17 protein-coding genes are annotated in these 17,303 nt (G+C 62.5%); 10 read left to right on the top strand and 7 right to left on the bottom strand.

What is annotated here, in order from left to right; all coding sequences use genetic code 11:
* Positions 1 to 239: 239 nt before the first annotated feature.
* A complete protein-coding gene (locus tag B9A15_RS21315; protein WP_084412849.1) occupies positions 240 to 1,037 on the bottom strand; it encodes an SDR family NAD(P)-dependent oxidoreductase in 798 nt (265 codons plus the stop codon).
* A 94-nt stretch (positions 1,038 to 1,131) separates the two neighbouring features.
* On the opposite strand from B9A15_RS21315, the gene B9A15_RS21310 reads away from it, so the two are divergent.
* The 9 genes from B9A15_RS21310 (at position 1,132) to arfB (ending at position 10,399) form a co-directional block, all read left to right on the top strand.
* Positions 1,132 to 1,878, top strand: coding sequence for a 16S rRNA (uracil(1498)-N(3))-methyltransferase (locus tag B9A15_RS21310; protein WP_084412847.1), 747 nt, complete (start codon positions 1,132 to 1,134; stop codon positions 1,876 to 1,878).
* A 151-nt stretch (positions 1,879 to 2,029) separates the two neighbouring features.
* Positions 2,030 to 3,403, top strand: coding sequence for a glutamate--cysteine ligase (locus B9A15_RS21305; protein ID WP_084412845.1), 1,374 nt, complete (start codon positions 2,030 to 2,032; stop codon positions 3,401 to 3,403).
* 151 nt (positions 3,404 to 3,554) lie between these two features.
* The gene (locus B9A15_RS21300; RefSeq protein WP_084412843.1) at positions 3,555 to 4,571 is read left to right on the top strand and encodes a hypothetical protein; all 1,017 of its coding nucleotides are present in this window, start codon (positions 3,555 to 3,557) and stop codon (positions 4,569 to 4,571) included.
* Positions 4,572 to 4,859: 288 nt separating this feature from the next.
* On the top strand, positions 4,860 to 5,282 hold the full coding sequence (locus B9A15_RS21295; RefSeq protein ID WP_084412841.1) for a secondary thiamine-phosphate synthase enzyme YjbQ: 423 nt from the start codon (positions 4,860 to 4,862) through the stop codon (positions 5,280 to 5,282).
* A gap of 340 nt (positions 5,283 to 5,622) precedes the next feature.
* Complete coding sequence (locus B9A15_RS21290) at positions 5,623 to 6,279, top strand: response regulator (protein WP_084412839.1); 657 nt, start codon at positions 5,623 to 5,625, stop codon at positions 6,277 to 6,279.
* Between the two features lie 186 nt (positions 6,280 to 6,465).
* Positions 6,466 to 6,627 (top strand): DUF3096 domain-containing protein, encoded by a 162-nt coding sequence (locus tag B9A15_RS21285; protein WP_084412837.1) that lies wholly within the window; start codon positions 6,466 to 6,468, stop codon positions 6,625 to 6,627.
* A gap of 3 nt (positions 6,628 to 6,630) precedes the next feature.
* Positions 6,631 to 7,944 carry an NAD(P)/FAD-dependent oxidoreductase gene (locus tag B9A15_RS21280; RefSeq protein WP_084412835.1) on the top strand — a complete coding sequence of 438 codons (1,314 nt, stop codon included), beginning with the start codon at positions 6,631 to 6,633 and terminating at the stop codon, positions 7,942 to 7,944.
* Positions 7,945 to 8,229: 285 nt separating this feature from the next.
* The gene (locus tag B9A15_RS21275) at positions 8,230 to 9,846 is read left to right on the top strand and encodes a phosphoenolpyruvate carboxykinase (protein ID WP_084412833.1); all 1,617 of its coding nucleotides are present in this window, start codon (positions 8,230 to 8,232) and stop codon (positions 9,844 to 9,846) included.
* A gap of 124 nt (positions 9,847 to 9,970) precedes the next feature.
* The gene (arfB, locus tag B9A15_RS21270) at positions 9,971 to 10,399 is read left to right on the top strand and encodes an alternative ribosome rescue aminoacyl-tRNA hydrolase ArfB (protein WP_084412857.1); all 429 of its coding nucleotides are present in this window, start codon (positions 9,971 to 9,973) and stop codon (positions 10,397 to 10,399) included.
* Between the two features lie 99 nt (positions 10,400 to 10,498).
* Here arfB and mnmA read toward each other — a convergent pair whose 3' ends face one another.
* Positions 10,499 to 11,686: a tRNA 2-thiouridine(34) synthase MnmA gene (gene mnmA, locus B9A15_RS21265; RefSeq protein WP_084412831.1), complete on the bottom strand. Its 1,188-nt coding sequence runs from the start codon at positions 11,684 to 11,686 to the stop codon at positions 10,499 to 10,501.
* Positions 11,687 to 11,959: 273 nt separating this feature from the next.
* Between mnmA and sciP the strand changes: the two genes are divergently transcribed.
* The gene (gene sciP, locus B9A15_RS21260; RefSeq protein WP_084412829.1) at positions 11,960 to 12,247 is read left to right on the top strand and encodes a CtrA inhibitor SciP; all 288 of its coding nucleotides are present in this window, start codon (positions 11,960 to 11,962) and stop codon (positions 12,245 to 12,247) included.
* Between the two features lie 111 nt (positions 12,248 to 12,358).
* On the opposite strand, the gene B9A15_RS21255 is transcribed toward sciP, so the two are convergent.
* The 5 genes from B9A15_RS21255 to lptB all read right to left on the bottom strand — a co-directional run bounded on the left by B9A15_RS21255 (position 12,359) and on the right by lptB (position 17,275).
* Positions 12,359 to 13,024, bottom strand: a complete 666-nt coding sequence (locus B9A15_RS21255) for a glutathione S-transferase family protein (RefSeq protein ID WP_084412827.1) — start codon at positions 13,022 to 13,024, stop codon at positions 12,359 to 12,361.
* 208 nt (positions 13,025 to 13,232) lie between these two features.
* A complete protein-coding gene (gene ptsN, locus B9A15_RS21250; RefSeq protein ID WP_084412825.1) occupies positions 13,233 to 13,697 on the bottom strand; it encodes a PTS IIA-like nitrogen regulatory protein PtsN in 465 nt (154 codons plus the stop codon).
* Positions 13,698 to 13,756: 59 nt separating this feature from the next.
* Positions 13,757 to 14,332, bottom strand: a complete 576-nt coding sequence (gene hpf / locus B9A15_RS21245; protein ID WP_084412823.1) for a ribosome hibernation-promoting factor, HPF/YfiA family — start codon at positions 14,330 to 14,332, stop codon at positions 13,757 to 13,759.
* Between the two features lie 534 nt (positions 14,333 to 14,866).
* Positions 14,867 to 16,270 (bottom strand): RNA polymerase factor sigma-54, encoded by a 1,404-nt coding sequence (gene rpoN / locus B9A15_RS21240; protein ID WP_084412821.1) that lies wholly within the window; start codon positions 16,268 to 16,270, stop codon positions 14,867 to 14,869.
* A gap of 174 nt (positions 16,271 to 16,444) precedes the next feature.
* Positions 16,445 to 17,275: an LPS export ABC transporter ATP-binding protein gene (gene lptB, locus B9A15_RS21235; protein WP_244557069.1), complete on the bottom strand. Its 831-nt coding sequence runs from the start codon at positions 17,273 to 17,275 to the stop codon at positions 16,445 to 16,447.
* Between the last annotated feature and the right edge of the window lie 28 nt (positions 17,276 to 17,303).

Genomic DNA, 17,303 nt, shown 5'->3' with positions numbered 1-17,303 from the left:
CACAAGCCGACCTCAACTGAGCTGAATTTGCCAGACGGTCGATCAATGACCGCTGTCGCCAAACGTCGATGCGGCCCGAATGGCAGACTAGGGTCGGAAGCTGCCTATCGCCCTAATCATCAAATCTGAAACCGCTTCCTCAACTCCGCTTTAACCTCGCCGCCTTGCCCAGATGGTTGGCCTTTAACCGCCTCCTTCCGGGCAAGACTCGATGACTGGTTTTCAAATCCCGCGAAACATCAGTTCTGCACGGCCTGAACCGAGCCGCCATCGACGCGCATGTTGGAGCCGTTGATGAAGGAGCCGCGTTCGGAGACGATGAGGGCGATGGCGGCGGCGACTTCTTCCACCCGGCCCCTGCGCTTCAGGGCGATGCCGGGACGCTCCTCGTCGAGGAAGCTTTCCACCGCCTCGTCGATCGAGACGCCGAGTTTTTCGGCGCGCTTCTCCATCATGCCGTCGGTCATGTCGGTCTTGATGAAGGCGGGGGAGACCGTGTTGCAGAGAATGCCGTGCTCGGCCTCCTTATAGGAGAGATTCTTGACGAAGGCCGCCAGCGCCGCCTTGGCGGTGTTGTAGGTCGCCTCTTCCCAATAGGGCTGGACGGCGTTTTCGGAGGTGATGCAGACGAAGCGGCCCCAACCGGCCTTGCGCATATGGGGGAAGGTGGCGCGGGCGACGCGCACCGCCGACATGAAGTCGATTTGCCAAGCCTCTTCGTAATCGGCGTCGGTCATTTCGAGCGGATGTCCCTTGGCGCCGGTGATGCCGGCGGTGTGGATGACGATGTCGACGCGCCCGAAGCGCTCCATCGCCTTCTCGACCATCGCGTCGACGGCGCCCTGATCGGTGACGTCGGCTTCCAGGCAGACATGCTCGCTCTGAAGATGCTCGCAATCCGTCTTCAAATTCTCCACATCGAGATCGGAAAGAACCAGCTTGCAGCCCTCTTGAGCCAGGATCTCGGCGGTGGCAAAGCCCATGCCGCCGGTCGCGCCGGTGATCAGCGCGACGCGGTCGCGAATATTCAGGTCCATGATCGTCCCTTCTTGAGAGGTCGTATTGTTTGGCCTGACAACGATGCGTTCCGGCTAAGGTTGCGGAGCAAAACGAACCAAGGACTGCGGCCAAATGCCGGATTACGACTTCAAGAGCCCGCGCCTCTTTCTGGACGAAACGCTGGAGGAGGGGCGTTCGATTGCCGCAACGCCGGTCCAGGCGAACTATCTTCTGAATGTCCTGCGGCTGGGCGAGGGGGCGGGGGTGCTCGCCTTCAATGGGCGCGACGGCGAATGGCTTTGCCGGATCGAGAAGACCGCCAAGAAGAAGCTCGATCTTCGCCTCGAGGCGCAGCTTCGCCCCCAGCCCAAAGCGCCCGATCTTCTCTATTGCTTCGCCCCGCTCAAACATGCGCGTCTCGACTATATGGTGCAGAAGGCGGTGGAGATGGGCGCCGGCATTTTGCAGCCCGTCATGACTCAGCATGTCCAGGCCGCGCGCGTGAATGTCGATCGCATGCGCGCCAATGCGATCGAGGCGGCCGAACAATGCGGTATCCTCACCGTGCCGGACTGCCGCGACCCCCTCCGACTGAGTGACCTTCTGGATGGGTGGGAAGAAGGCCGCGCGCTGATCTTCTGCGATGAAAAGGCCGACGCGGAAAGTCCGGTCGAGACGCTGGCAAAGCTCGCTGAAGGGCCGAAGGCGCTGCTGATCGGGCCGGAGGGCGGCTTTTCTTCCGATGAGCGCGAGCGGCTGATGGCGCAGGATTTTTCGGTGACGATCTCGCTCGGCCCCCGAATCTTGAGGGCCGATACGGCGGCGGTCGCCGCTCTCGCCGTCCTCCAGGCCGCGGCCGGCGACTGGCGAAGCGGCTAAGCCCTTTTTTGAAATGGGTGAGGGCAGCAAATGATGTCCACTATGTCACCCAAGCGTCCTCTTGCACTTGTCCGCGCTTTTGGGCACGGGGCTTAGGCAAAGAGGGGCGATCCTTCCGCCTCCATTCGTCAACCAAGACCGGATTGTCCTTATGGCGCGCGATACGACCGATCAGACGTCGATCCAATCGATCGACGATCTCGTCGCCTATCTCAAAGGCGGCGAGAAGCCGAGTGAGGCGTTCCGGATCGGCACCGAACACGAGAAATTCTGCTTCTATCTCGATGATCTCTCGCCGGTTCCCTATGCCGGCGAGCGCGGCATCGAGCAGATTTTGAAAGGCTTGAAGGCGCTTTCGAACTGGGAGCCGATCATCGATGGCGGCCATCTGATCGGGCTCTTCAACGATGCGGAAGGCGGAGCGATCTCGCTGGAACCGGGCGGCCAGTTCGAACTCTCCGGCGCGCCCTTGAAGACCATTCACGAGACCTGCCGGGAATCCAATCTCCATCTCGCCCAGGTCCGCGCGATCGCCAAGGATCTCGGCGTCGGCTTTCTCGGCCTCGGCTCCTCGCCGACCTGGACGATCGACGAGACGCCGATAATGCCGAAGTCGCGCTATGACATCATGCGCCGCTACATGCCCAAGGTCGGCACACGCGGCCTCGACATGATGCTGCGCACGACGACGATCCAGGTCAATCTCGACTTCGGCTCGGAAGCCGATATGCGCCGCAAGATGCAAATCGGCATGAAGCTGCAGCCGGTGGCGACCGCGCTCTTTGCCCATTCCCCCTTCACCGAAGGCAAGCCCAATGGCCTCGTCTCCTGGCGCTCGGGGGTGTGGGAGGACGTGGATGCGAATCGTACGGGCCTTCTGCCCTTCGTCTTCAAGGACGATTTCACCTATCGCGACTATGTGGAATGGGCCCTCGACGTGCCGATGTATTTCATCACGCGGGACGGCGCCTATCACGATGCCACCGACGTCACCTTCCGCCAGTTCATGGATGGGGCGTTGAAAGGCCGGGTGTCCGATCCCGAACCCCAGCTCGGCGACTGGACGAATCACCTGGGCACGCTGTTTCCCGAAGTCAGGCTGAAGCGTTTCATCGAGATGCGCGGGGCCGATGGCGGGCCATGGCGGCGCATCTGCGCTCTGCCGGCCTTCTGGGTCGGGCTGCTTTATGACGAGGAGACCATCGCCAAGGTCGAAGAGCTCGTGCGCGACTGGACCTATGAAGAGGTTCTCGCCATGCGCGAGGCCGTGCCGAAGGACGGATTCCGCACGAAGTTCCGGGACGGGACCGTGTTGGATCTGGCAAGAGCCGCGCTCGGCCTGTCGCGCGAAGGGCTCATTGCCCGCGCCAACAAGAACGACGAAGGCAATGACGAGAGCTTCTTTCTGGCCCCGCTCGAAGAGGTCGTCGCTCGTGGCACCACATCGGCCGAAGAGCTGGTCAGGCTCTATGAGGAGCAGTGGGACCGCTCGATGGACCGCGTCTTCCGCAATCTGACCTACTGACCCCGCGAAAGCCCTGTCTTGCCCCTTGAAGGGCCGCAGCGATCGGCCAAATAGCGTCATTCACGCGAACGATCCGCTTTCGATCGATTTTGACAGATCGCGGGGAATATGCCGGGATGGCGCCTTGGGCATGAAGGGGCTTTGACGGGCCATGACGGATTTCTTCGACTGGTTGACGACCGCCGATACCGGCCTTGCCGCCGATCGCCTGGCGAAAGCCTATAATCTCAGCCACAAGGAGCTGCGCGAAACCGCCCAGGCGCTGGCGCCGGCCTTTGCCCTCGCACTTCAGCGGACCATGGCGAATGCCGAGATGGCGACCGAGCTCGCCCAGCAATTTGCCCCCCATTACGGTCAAGGCGCGGCGCCCAGCCGCCAGACCGCTGGCAATGATTCGGTGCGCCGCCTGACCGAGACGCTGTTCGGTTCCCATCAGCTTCTCGACGCGATCGCGCGCCAGGTCTCCTCGGTGACCGGCACGGCGCCCGATACGGTCGAGATGCTGATGCGCAATCTCACCTTGATGACCATGCAGACGACGCTGCAGATGGCCGTCGCCAATTGGATGAGGCGCCAGCCCGAGGGCTTTGCCACCGGCGACTATCCGGCCGCAATGGCCGAGATGATGCGGCGCGGCGCCAATGCGCTGGAAGCCCTGTCGCGGCCCTCTGACGAAGAGCCGCGCCGGGCGAGCGCCAAGCCCGCTCTGTCGAGTCTCTTCGCCAATGCCTTCGAGGGCCCCTTGCCCTGGCTGCCGCCGATGCCGCCAATCTCGCCGGCCAATGTCGCCGCGGCCAGTCGCTTGCCGGAGGCGAAAACGGCGGACGAGACGACCCCGGCTTTCCCGCCCATGCCGTTCCTCGCGCTCTTCGAAGGCTTCGCCAAAGGTCTTGCCAAGGAGGATGAGGCAAAAAGCGATGTCCCGCGTCCGGCCCCCGAAGGCCTGCCCAAACAGGCGTCGCATCCGCTGACAGACGATCGACAGGACCACAAACGGCCTGGATCCGCATCCAGCGATCGCGCCGGATCGGAGGAAGACGCCGCGAGCGATCCGACCGGCGTCGGCCGGCTCATGCGGACCGGGGCGGAAATCCAGTCGGATTATCTCAAGCGCATGACCGCCCTTTTCGAGGCCAATCCCCCCCAGAAGCCGCCATCGGACGGATGAGCGGGGCAGGCCTACTGATTGCCCGCGCATGGCGTTGGAGATCTGCTGCGAAACGCTGAAATTCCCTAATCACATGAAGACTATGGGTTATGTCGAGCCGGTCGGCCGGCGGGTGTCGTTTCCGCTTTGCTGTGAATGGGTACGTGATCCAGATCCAAGGATTGGCGATCGGCTCTACGGGTCGGAATTTGGCAGGCGATTGTCTTCACGGCTTATCGCCCGGCGAAGACTCGCCGTTTTCGCCATTCGTCCATAAAAGGGACGAGACAGTCGCGAAGGGGCCCGTTCATGCTGCATATCGAGACCTTGACGATCCCAACGCCGGGCCGCGCACTCGTCGAGATCACCGGTAAGATCGCGGATGCGCTTGATGCTGCCGGAGCGGGGCGTGGCCTCGTGACGCTTTTCATTCGCCACACCTCGGCTTCCCTCACCATCCAGGAAAATGCCGATCCCGATGTGCGAACCGATCTCATCGCTGCACTGGACAGGCTGGCGCCGGAGACCGCGCCCTATGTCCACACGATCGAAGGGCCGGACGATATGCCCGCCCATATCAAGACCATGCTGACGGGGACTGATCTCGCCATCCCTGTTCAAGATGGACGGATGATGCTTGGCACCTGGCAGGGCATCTATGTGGTCGAACACCGAGCACGGCCCCACAAGCGCGAGATCGTCGTGCATTTCGCCGGCGAGGCGGCGGAGTGACAAGCCACCCGTACGAAGCCGAAACGCGCTTCTGCAAAGGTCGGAAGAGATGAGACCCAAATGCCGATTGTCGTCCGAGACCAGCGGACATATTAAAGCCCCGCCTTCAAACGTCCATTGGCGGACTGAGCGGCTTTCAAGCCCTTTGCCGAAGGAGTACCGACCCTCAAGGGTCGATTCAGTCGTCCAGCGGTATCACACGGCGCTTTGAGACAAGCGAGACTGGAGGAAATCGTTTCTCATTTTCCCTTACGGCTCCCGCAAGGCATCTGTTCGCGGTGGCCGACGATTGTTAGAGTGAAGTCAATACCGCTTTCGGCTGAGGGAGGGGAGCTGAAAAATGGGTCAGACATTCATCGTCGCTGACGATCATCCGCTGTTTCGCGGCGCTCTGCGCGAGGTGTTGGGGTCCTTGCCGGAGGAGGCCAAAATCGTCGAGGCGGCTGATTTCGACGAGGCGGCAAAGGCGATCGCCGACCATCCGGAGGCCGATCTCATGCTGCTCGACCTCAACATGCCCGGCACCAGCGGCCTGTCGGGGCTGGCGCTCTTGCGGGCCGAGCATCCGAGCGTTCCGATCGCGATCGTCTCGGCCAGCGAGGACGCGCCGATCGTGGCGCGCGCTCTCGATCTCGGCGCCTCCGGCTTCATTCCGAAATCGGCGAGCTTCGACGAGATGCGCCGCGCCGTCGGTCAGCTCCTCCTGGGCGAGGTCTATGTGCCGGACGATATCAGTCTCGAAGGCCAGCGGGATGTGGAGGTCACCGAGCTGATCCAGAGAATCCGCACCCTGACGCCGCAACAGACACGCGTCCTCGCCATGCTCGGCCGAGGCCTTCTGAACAAACAGATCGCTTATGAGCTTGGCATCTCCGAAGCGACTATCAAGGCGCATGTCTCCGCGGTTCTGTTGAAGCTCGGGGTCGACAGCCGGACGCAGGCCGTCATCCGTTTGTCCAAACTCGGTATCGATCTCGAACGCGGATTTGCCGCCTGACCGACCGAAAACCTCGCCTAAAACGATAGCGGGATAACAAGCTTGGCTGATCACATCGGATCGCCATTAGAGCATTTCATTCCAATCTGTCGCCAATGAGAGCGAATCCGGGAACCGAATCGACCCGCAAGATCGTTTCTTTCGAGATTATCTCGGACGCCAAGTCCGGTCTCGAAAGGCGAAATCATGGAAATCGTCACGCTTCAACCGATCGTTGCACTCATCGCCGGCATCCTCATTCTCGTCATGCCGCGGGTGCTCAACTACATCGTCGCTTTCTATCTCATCTTCATCGGTTTGGTGGGGCTGTTCCCCGACCTTTTCACGCGCGTTGCGGGAGGTGGTTGACCGATGGCGAAGGGCGAGCGGATCATAGCGGCCTCGTCGGCGCCGCATATTGTTGTTCTCGGCGGCGGCGCGGGCGGACTGGAATTGGCCTGTGCCCTTGCCGGCGATGGCCGGCGCGTCACGCTCGTCGATCGTGTCGGCTCGCATTTGTGGAAGCCGCGGCTGCATGAATTTGCGGCCGGCACCGTCGATTCGACGCTGTCGGAGATGAGCTTCTACACGCTTGCGAGCCTGCGCGGCTTCCGCTTCGAGCAAGGCGAGGTCGAGGCGGTCGATCGGGCTTCGAAAACCGTCAGACTCTCGCCGGTGCGCAGCCCGGACGATCGGATCGTCGGACCGGGGCGGTCAATTCCCTATGACCGGCTGGTGGTCGCGCTTGGCGGTGTGACGCCGGATTTCGGGACAACGGGCGTTGCCGAGAATGCCATTCGCCTCGACGAGCGAAGCGATGCCGATCGGTTTCGCGAGCTTTTCGTCGCCGCCGTGCTCCGGGCCCGCGCCAATGGAAAGCCTGCAAAGATCGCGATCATCGGCTCCGGCGCGACGGGCACCGAGCTCGCCGCCCATCTGCGCCAGGCCGAACGCGCCTTTCTCGATCAGAGCGAGAAGGAGCGCCAGACGAAACTCCTGACGATCACGCTTCTGGAAGCGGCGCCGGAGATCATGCCCGGCGCCGATGGCGAGTTGCGCCGCTCCGTCAGCGATCGGTTGGACAGGCTCGACATCACGAAGCACGTCGATGCCAAGATCGCGGCTGTCGAGATCGATGGCGTGCGCTCGGCCGATGGCGAAAGCTGGCCCGCCGACATAACGGTCTGGGCCGCCGGTCTCGTCGGCAATCCTTGTCTTGCACAGCTTGCCGATTTCGAGATGGACAAGAAGGGCCGGATCGTCGTCGACGATCGACTGAGGACGAGCGTCGACCCGGCAATCCTCGCGATCGGCGATGCGGCGAGCTTCACGCCGCCGGGTGCTAATGCTCCGCTGCCCCCGACTGCCCAATGCGCCAGTCAGCAGGCGGTCTATCTCGCCAATGCCTTGCCGGCGATGATGACGGGCAAGGAGCCCGAGCCCTTCGTCTTTCAGGATCGCGGACGCCTCCTGTCCCTGGCTCAAGGCGGATCCGTCGGCAGCATCGGCCTTTTCCGCTCGCGCGACGACATTCTCGTCGAGGGCCAATTCGCCCTGGCAGCCTATCACGGCCTGCAAAGACGCCATCAATGGTCGGTGCTGGGACCTTTGCGCGGTTCGGTCGCGATTCTCGCCGACATGATTTCGCCAGCGAAGGGACCGGCGCTCAAGCTGCATGGTGGATAGGGCGCAGCGCCCGCGCTCAGTCCTTCATACCATTATTGCCTCATTCTTGAGCCGCGGCGCGCGCAATGTGCATCTCGATCGCGCAATGATTTAAAGCAATGAGTCGGACGAATGGATGGATTAAACGATTAAATTGGGGTTCTACTGTTTTAAACCGATTAATTTACTGTTTTCGCTAAGCTTTTTGCTCGTCCACCTGTTGCCCTCTCTTGGAGGCTGGTTTATCTGCACTTTTATGACAGCGGCCGAACGCAGCGGGAGGCCCAGATCGTGAGGAGCTTGACAGTGGACGAGATCGGCACGCGAAATCTTGAGAGCGGCATCGAGACGACCGGCCTTTCCGGCCTGTCTTCGGTCCGCTGGAATCTGAACGAGGCGGAGCTGGTCGAAACGGCGTTGCGTCGGGGCGAGGGACGACTGACGGCCCATGGCGCTTTGGTCGTCACCACCGGCAAGCATACCGGCCGCTCGGCAAAGGATAAGTTCGTTGTTCGCGACGAAGCGACAGAAAATGTCGTCTGGTGGGACAACAACAAGGCGATGAGCCCCGAGTCCTTCGCCACGCTTTATGACGATTTCCGCGAGGCAGCGCGGGGCCGCGACCTCTTCGTTCAGGATCTCATCGGCGGCGCCGATCCGGCCAACGCCATCAAGGTCCGCGTCGTTACCGAATTCGCCTGGCATGCGCTCTTCATCCGCAACCTCCTCATCCGTCCTTCGGACGAGGAACTGAAGACTTTCGTGCCGGAAATGACGATCATCGATCTGCCCTCCTTCAAGGCCGATCCCGAGCGTCATGGCTGCCGGACGGAGACCGTGATCGGCTGCGATCTCGAAAATCTCGTCGTCGTGATCGGCGGCACCTCCTATGCCGGTGAGATGAAGAAGAGCGTCTTCACCGCTCTCAACTACCGCCTGCCCAAGAGCGGCGTGATGCCGATGCACTGCTCGGCCAATGTGGGAGAGGACGGCCGCTCGGCGGTGTTCTTCGGCCTGTCGGGCACCGGCAAGACGACGCTTTCGGCCGATCCGAGCCGCACACTCATCGGCGATGACGAGCATGGCTGGGGTGAGAATGGCATCTTCAACTTCGAGGGTGGCTGCTACGCCAAGACGATCCGCCTCTCCGAGGAGGCCGAGCCAGAAATCTTCGGCACGACGCGCCGCTTCGGAACGGTCTTGGAGAATGTCGTTCTCGACAGCGCCCGCGTACCGAATTTCGACGATGGCTCGCTGACCGAGAACACGCGCGCGGCCTATCCGCTCCATTATATCCCGAACGCCTCGGCGAGCGGCCGCGACGGACATCCGCGCTCGATCATCATGCTGACGGCCGACGCCTTCGGCGTTCTGCCTCCGATCGCCAAGCTGACTCCGGCCGAGGCGATGTATCACTTCCTCTCCGGCTACACCGCCAAGGTCGCCGGCACGGAGAAGGGCGTGACAGAGCCCGAGGCGACCTTCTCGACCTGTTTCGGTGCGCCCTTCATGCCGCGCCATCCGTCGGAATACGGCAATCTCCTGCGCGATCTCATCGCGCGTCACGAGGTCGATTGCTGGCTGGTCAACACCGGCTGGACGGGCGGCGCCTATGGCACCGGCCAGCGCATGCCAATCAAGGTAACACGCCGCCTTCTCGCGGCCGCTCTCGACGGCTCGCTGAACCATGCCGAGTTCCGCACCGACGCCAATTTCGGCTTCGCCGTTCCCGTCAGTGTGGAGGGTGTCGAGAACGAAATTCTCGATCCGCGCTCGACCTGGGCCGACAAGGCGGCCTACGATTTCCAGGCGCGCAAGCTGGTCGGCATGTTCCAGGACAATTTCCATCGCTTCGAAGGAACGGTGGACGAGGACGTCATGGCTGCTTCGCCTGGCCTGCAACTGCCGCAAGCCGCTGAGTAGCCAGCCGCGCAAAGTTGCATGAGAGTTGGAGGAGTGGCCACGGCCGCTCCTCTTTTCGTTTGAGGCGAATAGAAGAGCCGTGATGCGGCTTGACGCCAACGCCTCGGACGGGCGAATTCGATCCATGCCCGAGCCCTTGCCCATCAATCATCGACTGACAATTCCCGATTACGAGCTGGCCGAGCAGTTCATCACGGCTGGCGGGCCTGGCGGGCAGAACGTCAACAAGGTCGCGAGCGCGGTACAGCTGCGTTTTTATGCTCAGCGCTCGGGGGTGCTCGGGCCGGAAGTCAAACAGCGGCTCTTGAAGATCGCCGGGCGGCGGGCGACAAAGGGCGGCGAGATCGTCATCGATGCCTCGCGCTATCGGACCCAGGAGCGCAATCGCGAGGATGCGCGTGAGCGTTTGCGCGATCTGATCGAGGAAGCGCTCAAACCACCGCCTCCGCCGCGCAAGAAGACGCGCCCCTCGCGTGGGGCGGTCGAACGGCGTATCAAGGCCAAGAAGGAGCGCGGCGCGACCAAGGCTATGCGGGGCCGGGTCGAGGACTGAGCAGCCCCGGCCCGCGTCTCGTCGAGAGCGAACTCATCGCTCGGACTTGGGCGCTGTATCTCTCGCGAGCGATCACAGGCTTGGCGGATATTGCCGGGCTCACTCAGCTGCCGTCAGGCCGAGTTCGCGGCTCACGGAAGCGGGGCGGAACGTTCCGTCGATGACGCCACCGCCCAAAACCTCTGCGCCGATCCCGTCATGGGAATAGAAGACGCAGGCCTGGCCCGGCGCGACGCCATGTTCCGGATCGACGAGTTCGACCAGCCATCCATCGTCTGCATCGGCGACGATCCTTGCGAGCGTTGGAGGGCGCGTGGAGCGAAGCTTCACATAGACGTCACGCTCCTCGCCGGCATAGGTCTGGGGTGTGTCGTCGGCCAGCCAATTGACCTGGCGAAGCTTCAGCCGTTCGGTCGCGAGGGCAGAGCGGGGGCCGACCAGAACCCGCCGGTTCGGCGCGTCGAGCTTGACCACATAAAGCGGCTCGCCGGCGGCAACGCCGATGCCGCGGCGCTGGCCGACGGTGAAATTGACGATGCCCTCATGCCGGCCGAGCGTGCGACCGTCCACATGGACGATGTCGCCCGGCTCGCCCGCCTCAGGCCGCAGCTTGCGGATAAGGTCGGAATAGCGGCCGCTCGGCACGAAGCAAATATCCTGGCTGTCGGGCTTGGCGGCGATCGCTAGTCCGTGCCGTGCCGCGATCGCGCGTGTCTCGTCCTTGGTCAGGCCGGCGAGCGGAAAACGCAAGAAATCCACTTGGCTCTGCGTCGTGCCATAAAGGAAGTAGCTCTGGTCGCGATCGAGATCGTGCGGGCGATGCAGGCTGCGGCCGCCGCCCGGCCGGGCCCGGCTCTCGATATAATGGCCCGTCGCCAGTGCATCGGCGCCTAGATCCATGGCGGTCTTCAGAAGGTCCCGGAACTTTACGGTCTGATTGCAGGACACGCAAGGGATCGGCGTCTCGCCGGCGAGATAGGCGTCGGCAAACGGGTCGATGACCGATTCGCGGAAATTCTCCTCATAATCGAGGACGTAATGGGGCATGCCGAGATGATCGGCCACACGGCGGGCATCGCGAATGTCCTGGCCCGCGCAACAGGCGCCGGCCCGAGCCGGCGTATCGCCCGAATCGTAAAGCTGCAGCGTGATGCCGACGACGTCGTATCCCTCTTCCTTGAGAATCGCGGCGGTGACCGAGGAATCGACGCCACCGGACATGGCGATGACGACCCGGGTGTCTTCCGGCGCCTTGGCGATGTCGAGGCTGTTGAGCGTAGCGTTCATGATGGACCGCGGAACCAGGTCGTTGGAAAGGATATCGCTCCCTATTTAGGCGCTTTGTGCGCCGCCCGCAAAAGGCGAGGGGGCGTGGCGGCGAGAAAGCCTGCGGGGCCGGGGGTACCGAGCGCGTGCCGTTAGCCCCGATTGTGGCGCGGCCAAGGCAAATCAGCGGGAAATCGTATCACTTATCGAAAGCTTACCTGGGGCTTGACGGTTTCTTAGGACCGGCTCGCTAGGGTCGAACTCGATTAGGTCGTGTGTAGCGTAGAGAGTCCAATGGCCGATCAGGTTAGACCAAGAGTCAAATACGTCATCGGGCCCGATGGGTCTCCGTTGACGCTGGCGGATCTTCCGCCAACCAATACGAGACGGTGGGTGATCCGTCGAAAGGCCGAGGTGGTCGCTGCCGTGCGTGGTGGCCTTCTCAGCCTGGAGGAAGCCTGCAGCAAATATACTCTGACGGTGGAGGAGTTTCTGTCCTGGCAGATCTCGATCGATCAGCATGGATTGGCGGGGCTTCGCACCACGCAGATCCAAGAATATCGCAAGCGCGATCTTCACTAGGCTTTTCTTCGAAGGGCCGATCCAGATGGACCAAACGAGAAGACCGGCCTTTTGGCCGGTCTTCTCGTTTTTCATTTGGGCCTTGAGAAGCGTCGCGCGTTCTCGCGCCACTCAGGCCTTGGCATAGGCATAAGGCCCGCCGCGCTTCAGCGCTTGGCGATAGGCCGGTCGGTCATGGATGCGCAGCAGAAAATCCCTGAGCCTTGGGCGATTATCGTAGCCGAGGCGCTCGCCCGCCGCTTCCACCGGAAAGCTCATCATCACATCCGCCACCGAAAATTCTGGGCCCGCGAACCAGCCGCTCTTGGCGAGCGCTCCTTCCCAATGATCGAGATGAAGCTTGATCTGAGGGCGCACCAGCATTTCGTCGACCTTGCTCATGGCCGCCGTCAGGACCGGTTTGGCAAAGAAGGGGGCGCGGTCGGGAATCATTCCAAGCACCAGCTTCAGGAAGAGCGGCGGCATGGCCGAGCCTTCCGCGTAGTGCAGAAAATGGCGCGCCTCCCAGTAATCCTCGCTGCCCTCAGGCGGGAGCATGCCGTGATCGGGTTTGAGCGAGAGGATATATTCGACGATGGCGCCGGTCTCAGCCACGGTTCGCTCGCCATCGGTCAAGATCGGTGACTTGCCGAGAGGGTGAATGGCCTTCAGCGCGTCCGGCGCCCGCATGTCGGCTTGGCGCTCGTAGCGCACCACCTCGTAGTCGAGGCCAAGCTCCTCCAAGAGCCACAGGACGCGCTGGGATCGCGAATTGTTGAGGTGATGAACCTTCAGCATGGGGCTCGCTCGTCTTTCTGCCAATTTCTTTCAAGGCAAATAGGTCGAGCGGTGGGAAATTCAGGCGTTCTTCGCAGGGCCAACCCGCTGCGTGGGCTTTGATACGGAGGCCAACTGAATCAGTCGAACACCGTATGAGATATGAAACAGGCCGGCCGGCGGGTTGCCGGTCGGCCTGACTGAACGAATGAAACGATCGAAGGCTTCTTCAGGCGGCGTTCTGGGCTTTGCCGTGGAGCATGGCCGCATAGATCGAGCCGGGGTCCTGAAGGGACCGGATCTCGGTCACGGTCTGCGGGTTGCGCAGCAGGCGCGCCACCTTGGACAGGGCCTTGAGATGATCGGCGCCCGAGCCCTCGGGCGCCAGCAGCATGAAGACCAGATCGACTGGCTGATCGTCCAGCGCATCGAAATCGACCGGCTTGCTCAGCCGGGCAAAGAGCCCGGTGATGCGATCGACGCCGGCGAGCTTGCCATGGGGAATGGCGATGCCGTTGCCGACGCCGGTCGAGCCAAGTTTCTCGCGCTGGAGGATCGTCTCCAGGATTTCCCGTTCAGGCCTGTCGACGATTGCCGCCGCCTTCGCCGCCATCTCCTGCAGCACTTGCCGCTTCGAGGTCGCCTTCAGCGCCGGCATGATCGCGTCAGGCTCGATCAGTGTCTGGAAATCCATTCAGAGAGCCTTCTCAAATTCCTCGCGCGCAAAGCTGCGCGCGGAACCTTGCCCGATCCTCAAGCCTCAGCGGAATACGTGCTTGGGTCGATCCAGCCGACATTGCCGTCGGGCCGGCGGAAGACAATGTTGATGTCGCCGGACTGGGCGTTGCGGAAAAGAACGATCGGACCGTCCTGACGGTCGAGTTCCATGACCGCGCCCGCCACGGACAAAGTGCCAACCTTGAGGGTTGTCTCGGCGATGATGGCTGGCGCGTAGTCCTCGGGAATCTCCTCGACCTCTTCCGGGATCGCTTCCATGACCTGATAGGCCAGCGCCTTGTGGCCTCCGCCATTGGCGTGATGGTCCTTCAGGCGGCGCTTGTAGCGGCGGAGGCGCTTTTCCAGCTTCTCGGCCGCTTCCATGAAGCTGGCTTCCGGATCGTGGGCCTGACCTTGGGCCTGAAAGACGACGCCCGTATCGAGATGAATGACGCAGTCGCAGGAGAAGCGCGAACCGTCCTTGGCCACAACCGAGGAGGCGGAAAAGTTGCCGTCGAAATATTTATCGACCGCCTCGTTCATCCGCTCTTCGATCCGCGTGCGGAACGCTTCGCCGACATCCATATGCTTGCCGGACACACGTACAGCCATCTCGTACTCCTTCTTGCCGCTTGGCCCGGAGCCAGTCAGTTCACGCGCTTTGCGCGATGAGCCGCCAGCTCCGGATCCGTCATGATGCCGTCATGCATATAGGGCCGCTCTGGCATGGTTTGGAGCACAAGGACGACCAACTTCGAGGCCGGCGCCTTCTAGGAACGCTGATCGATCCTGTCAACGCGCGTTCCCTGCCGAGGACAAGGGTTTCGCTCCGACGAGGCATCTTCGCCACGCGTCGATCCAAGCCTTTACGCCCAAATCGATAATCGGGTTTCTCGCGATCTGCGCTGTGTTCGAGCGCGCCTATCGCCGGCAAACGGCCTGACGCCTGCGCGCGCGCAAGCGATCTGGGCGACCGTGCTTGAATAAATTGGCTGGGCCGCGCACTGACAGCGCGGCGCGATCTTGTTGCTCGAGGCGGCGCGCCGGGCGATCGGAACATCGAATGTTTCGGTTTCGCCTGGCGCTTCAAACAGAGCTTTCGCGGACGGCACCACGGATCGTCGCGAGGCCCGTTCAGCGGCTCCATTACGAAGCCAGGCGACGGGCGTTCAATTCGCGTCGGCGCTGAATGGAAGAGGGGATGGAGAGCGCTTCGCGATATTTGGCGACGGTGCGGCGCGCCAGATCGATGCCTTCCTTCTTCAGGATCGCCGCTATGTCGTCGTCGGAGAGGACATGGCCAAGCGTCTCGGCATCGATCATTTGCTTAATGCGATGTTTGACGCTCTCGGCCGAATGGGCGTCGCCACCGCAGGTGGCCGCGATCGCCTGGGTGAAGAAGAATCGCATCTCGAACGTGCCGCGTGGGGTCGCCATGAATTTCATGGCGGTGACCCGGCTGACAGTCGATTCATGCATGCCGATCGCTTCAGCCACAGTGAGAAGTGTCATCGGCTTCATGCCGGTCACGCCCGAGGCCAGAAAACCGTCCTGGCGCTTCACGATTTCGGTAGCGACCTTCAGAATTGTCTTCGCCCGCTGTTCCAGCGCGCGCGCGAGCCACCCGGCCGATTGTTGGCATTCGCCCAAGAACGCCTTTTCCGCCCCGTCTGACGATCCGGTACCCACGCGGTTGAGATAGGTCTTGTCGATGAGGACGCGCGGAAGCGTTTCGGGATTGAGTTCGACCTGCCAGCCGCCATCCGGGTCTTCCGTAACGACGACATCCGGCACGATCGCCTCGCCGCCCTCGCCGTCGAAAGCGTGGCCGGGTTTGGGATCGAGCGCCCGGATCTCAGTCAGAATTTCGAGAAGCCCGCTTTCGTCCTCGCCCGTAAGGCGTCGAAGAGCCGCGAAATCGCGACGCGCGAGAAGGTCGAGATTGTCGATCACCGCGCCGATCACTGGGTCGTAGCGGTTCTGACGCTTCAGCTGGATGGCGAGACATTCCTTGAGGTCGCGGGCGAACAGACCCGCCGGGCTCGCCTCGGCCTGAATGCGGGCCAGCACCTCTTCGACGAAAGAGACCGCCACGCCCTGTTCCACGGCGATGCTCTCAATCGGCGTGCCGACATAGCCGGAGGCATCGAGCGAATCGGCGAGACTTTCGCCGACCGCTCGCTCAGGACCGAAGCGCGTCGCGTCTCTGGCCTCCTCAAGAGCGTGGGCAAAGAGCGAACTGCGATCGTCGGCAAAGTCCTCGACGGTAAAATCGCTGGTCGAGGTCAGGCCGCGCGGACGCTGCGAGGACGAACCAGCGCCCGAAAAGCCTGCGTGACCGTTAGAGGCTCCATTCGTCCCCCGACTCTGGTCGCTCGAGACGGTTGTGCCCGATTGGATCGAAAGGAGAGGATTACGCTCGGCTTCAGCCTCGAGAAAGGCCTTCAGCTCACTATGGCCGTATTGCAGAAGGCGAATCGACTGGAGCAGTTGCGGTGTCATCACCAGCGACTGGCTCTGACGCATCTGCAATTTTGCCGAAAGTGCCATGGACGCGGAGTCGCTCGCTGGAAGCTGGCCCGTCACCCTCCTCATCCAGCTGCAGACGGGCGAACCCTGTCTGCCGCCGGGCCGGCCCTGACGGGCGTCCAAGCCGGATGAGGCTATGAAAGCCCCCCGGCGCCAACCTGTCAATCTTATGACAGGCGCTGTCCACCAAGGTCGTTAAAAGCTGAAGCGATCGCCGAGATAAAGGCGCCGGACATCCGGGTTGTCGACGATCTCCTGGGGCGAGCCATGGGTAAGGACCGCACCCGCATGCATGATATAGGCCCGGTCGATCAGGCCAAGGGTCTCGCGCACATTGTGATCGGTGATGAGGACACCGATTCCCCGATGGGTCAGGTGGCGCACCAGAGCCTGGATGTCGGCTACGGCGATCGGATCGACGCCCGCAAAGGGTTCGTCGAGCAGCATGAAGGTCGGCTTTGACGCCAAAGCTCTGGCGATCTCGCAGCGCCGCCGCTCGCCGCCCGACAGAGACGTCGAAGGCTGCTTGCGCAGATGGTCGATGTGAAACTCTTCGAGAAGCGCGGTGAGCTCGCTCTCCCGTTTCTTCTTGTCGGGCTCCGTCACCTCGAGCACGGCGCGGATGTTGTCTTCCACCGACAGGCCGCGAAAGATCGAGGCTTCCTGGGGAAGATAGCCGATGCCGAGCCGGGCCCGCCGATACATGGGCACGCGCGTGACGTCATGGCCGTCGAGAACGATGATGCCGTCGTCGACGGGCACGAGGCCGGTGATCATGTAGAAGCAGGTCGTCTTGCCGGCACCATTGGGGCCGAGGAGACCGACGGCCTCGCCGCGCCGAACGGCCAAGCCGACGCCGTCGACGACCCGGCGTCCGCGATAGGTCTTGGTCAGCCCTGCGGCGGCCAGAATGCCCTCGCTGCGCGGCAGGTCGGCGGACGCGCCTATGCCAGAGCGTTCTGTGTCGCCGGTGGAACGAGCCTTCGATGCGCCGTCCTGGCCATGCCGGTCCCCGGTTCCTGTCATGCCTCGTGTTTGTGCATCCAATGCGTCG

This window comes from Fulvimarina manganoxydans (assembly GCF_900176465.1).
Taxonomy (GTDB): Bacteria; Pseudomonadota; Alphaproteobacteria; order Rhizobiales; family Rhizobiaceae; genus Fulvimarina; species Fulvimarina manganoxydans.
The sequence above is the reverse complement of the archived record's forward strand: the minus strand, read 5'-3'. Positions and strand labels throughout refer to the sequence as shown.

Coding starts and splice junctions, on each gene's coding strand:
- rpoN (WP_084412821.1), bottom strand. CDS start 16,270: ATGGCACTTTCGGCAAAATTGCAGATGCGTCAGAGCCAGTCGCTGGTG.
- mnmA (WP_084412831.1), bottom strand. CDS start 11,686: ATGAACGCTACGCTCAACAGCCTCGACATCGCCAAGGCGCCGGAAGAC.
- B9A15_RS21255 (WP_084412827.1), bottom strand. CDS start 13,024: ATGCTGAAGGTTCATCACCTCAACAATTCGCGATCCCAGCGCGTCCTG.
- B9A15_RS21310 (WP_084412847.1), top strand. CDS start 1,132: ATGCCGGATTACGACTTCAAGAGCCCGCGCCTCTTTCTGGACGAAACG.
- hpf (WP_084412823.1), bottom strand. CDS start 14,332: ATGGCTGTACGTGTGTCCGGCAAGCATATGGATGTCGGCGAAGCGTTC.
- B9A15_RS21295 (WP_084412841.1), top strand. CDS start 4,860: ATGCTGCATATCGAGACCTTGACGATCCCAACGCCGGGCCGCGCACTC.
- arfB (WP_084412857.1), top strand. CDS start 9,971: ATGCCCGAGCCCTTGCCCATCAATCATCGACTGACAATTCCCGATTAC.
- lptB (WP_244557069.1), bottom strand. CDS start 17,275: ATGACAGGAACCGGGGACCGGCATGGCCAGGACGGCGCATCGAAGGCT.
- B9A15_RS21305 (WP_084412845.1), top strand. CDS start 2,030: ATGGCGCGCGATACGACCGATCAGACGTCGATCCAATCGATCGACGAT.
- B9A15_RS21280 (WP_084412835.1), top strand. CDS start 6,631: ATGGCGAAGGGCGAGCGGATCATAGCGGCCTCGTCGGCGCCGCATATT.
- B9A15_RS21300 (WP_084412843.1), top strand. CDS start 3,555: ATGACGGATTTCTTCGACTGGTTGACGACCGCCGATACCGGCCTTGCC.
- ptsN (WP_084412825.1), bottom strand. CDS start 13,697: ATGGATTTCCAGACACTGATCGAGCCTGACGCGATCATGCCGGCGCTG.
- B9A15_RS21285 (WP_084412837.1), top strand. CDS start 6,466: ATGGAAATCGTCACGCTTCAACCGATCGTTGCACTCATCGCCGGCATC.
- B9A15_RS21290 (WP_084412839.1), top strand. CDS start 5,623: ATGGGTCAGACATTCATCGTCGCTGACGATCATCCGCTGTTTCGCGGC.
- sciP (WP_084412829.1), top strand. CDS start 11,960: ATGGCCGATCAGGTTAGACCAAGAGTCAAATACGTCATCGGGCCCGAT.
- B9A15_RS21315 (WP_084412849.1), bottom strand. CDS start 1,037: ATGGACCTGAATATTCGCGACCGCGTCGCGCTGATCACCGGCGCGACC.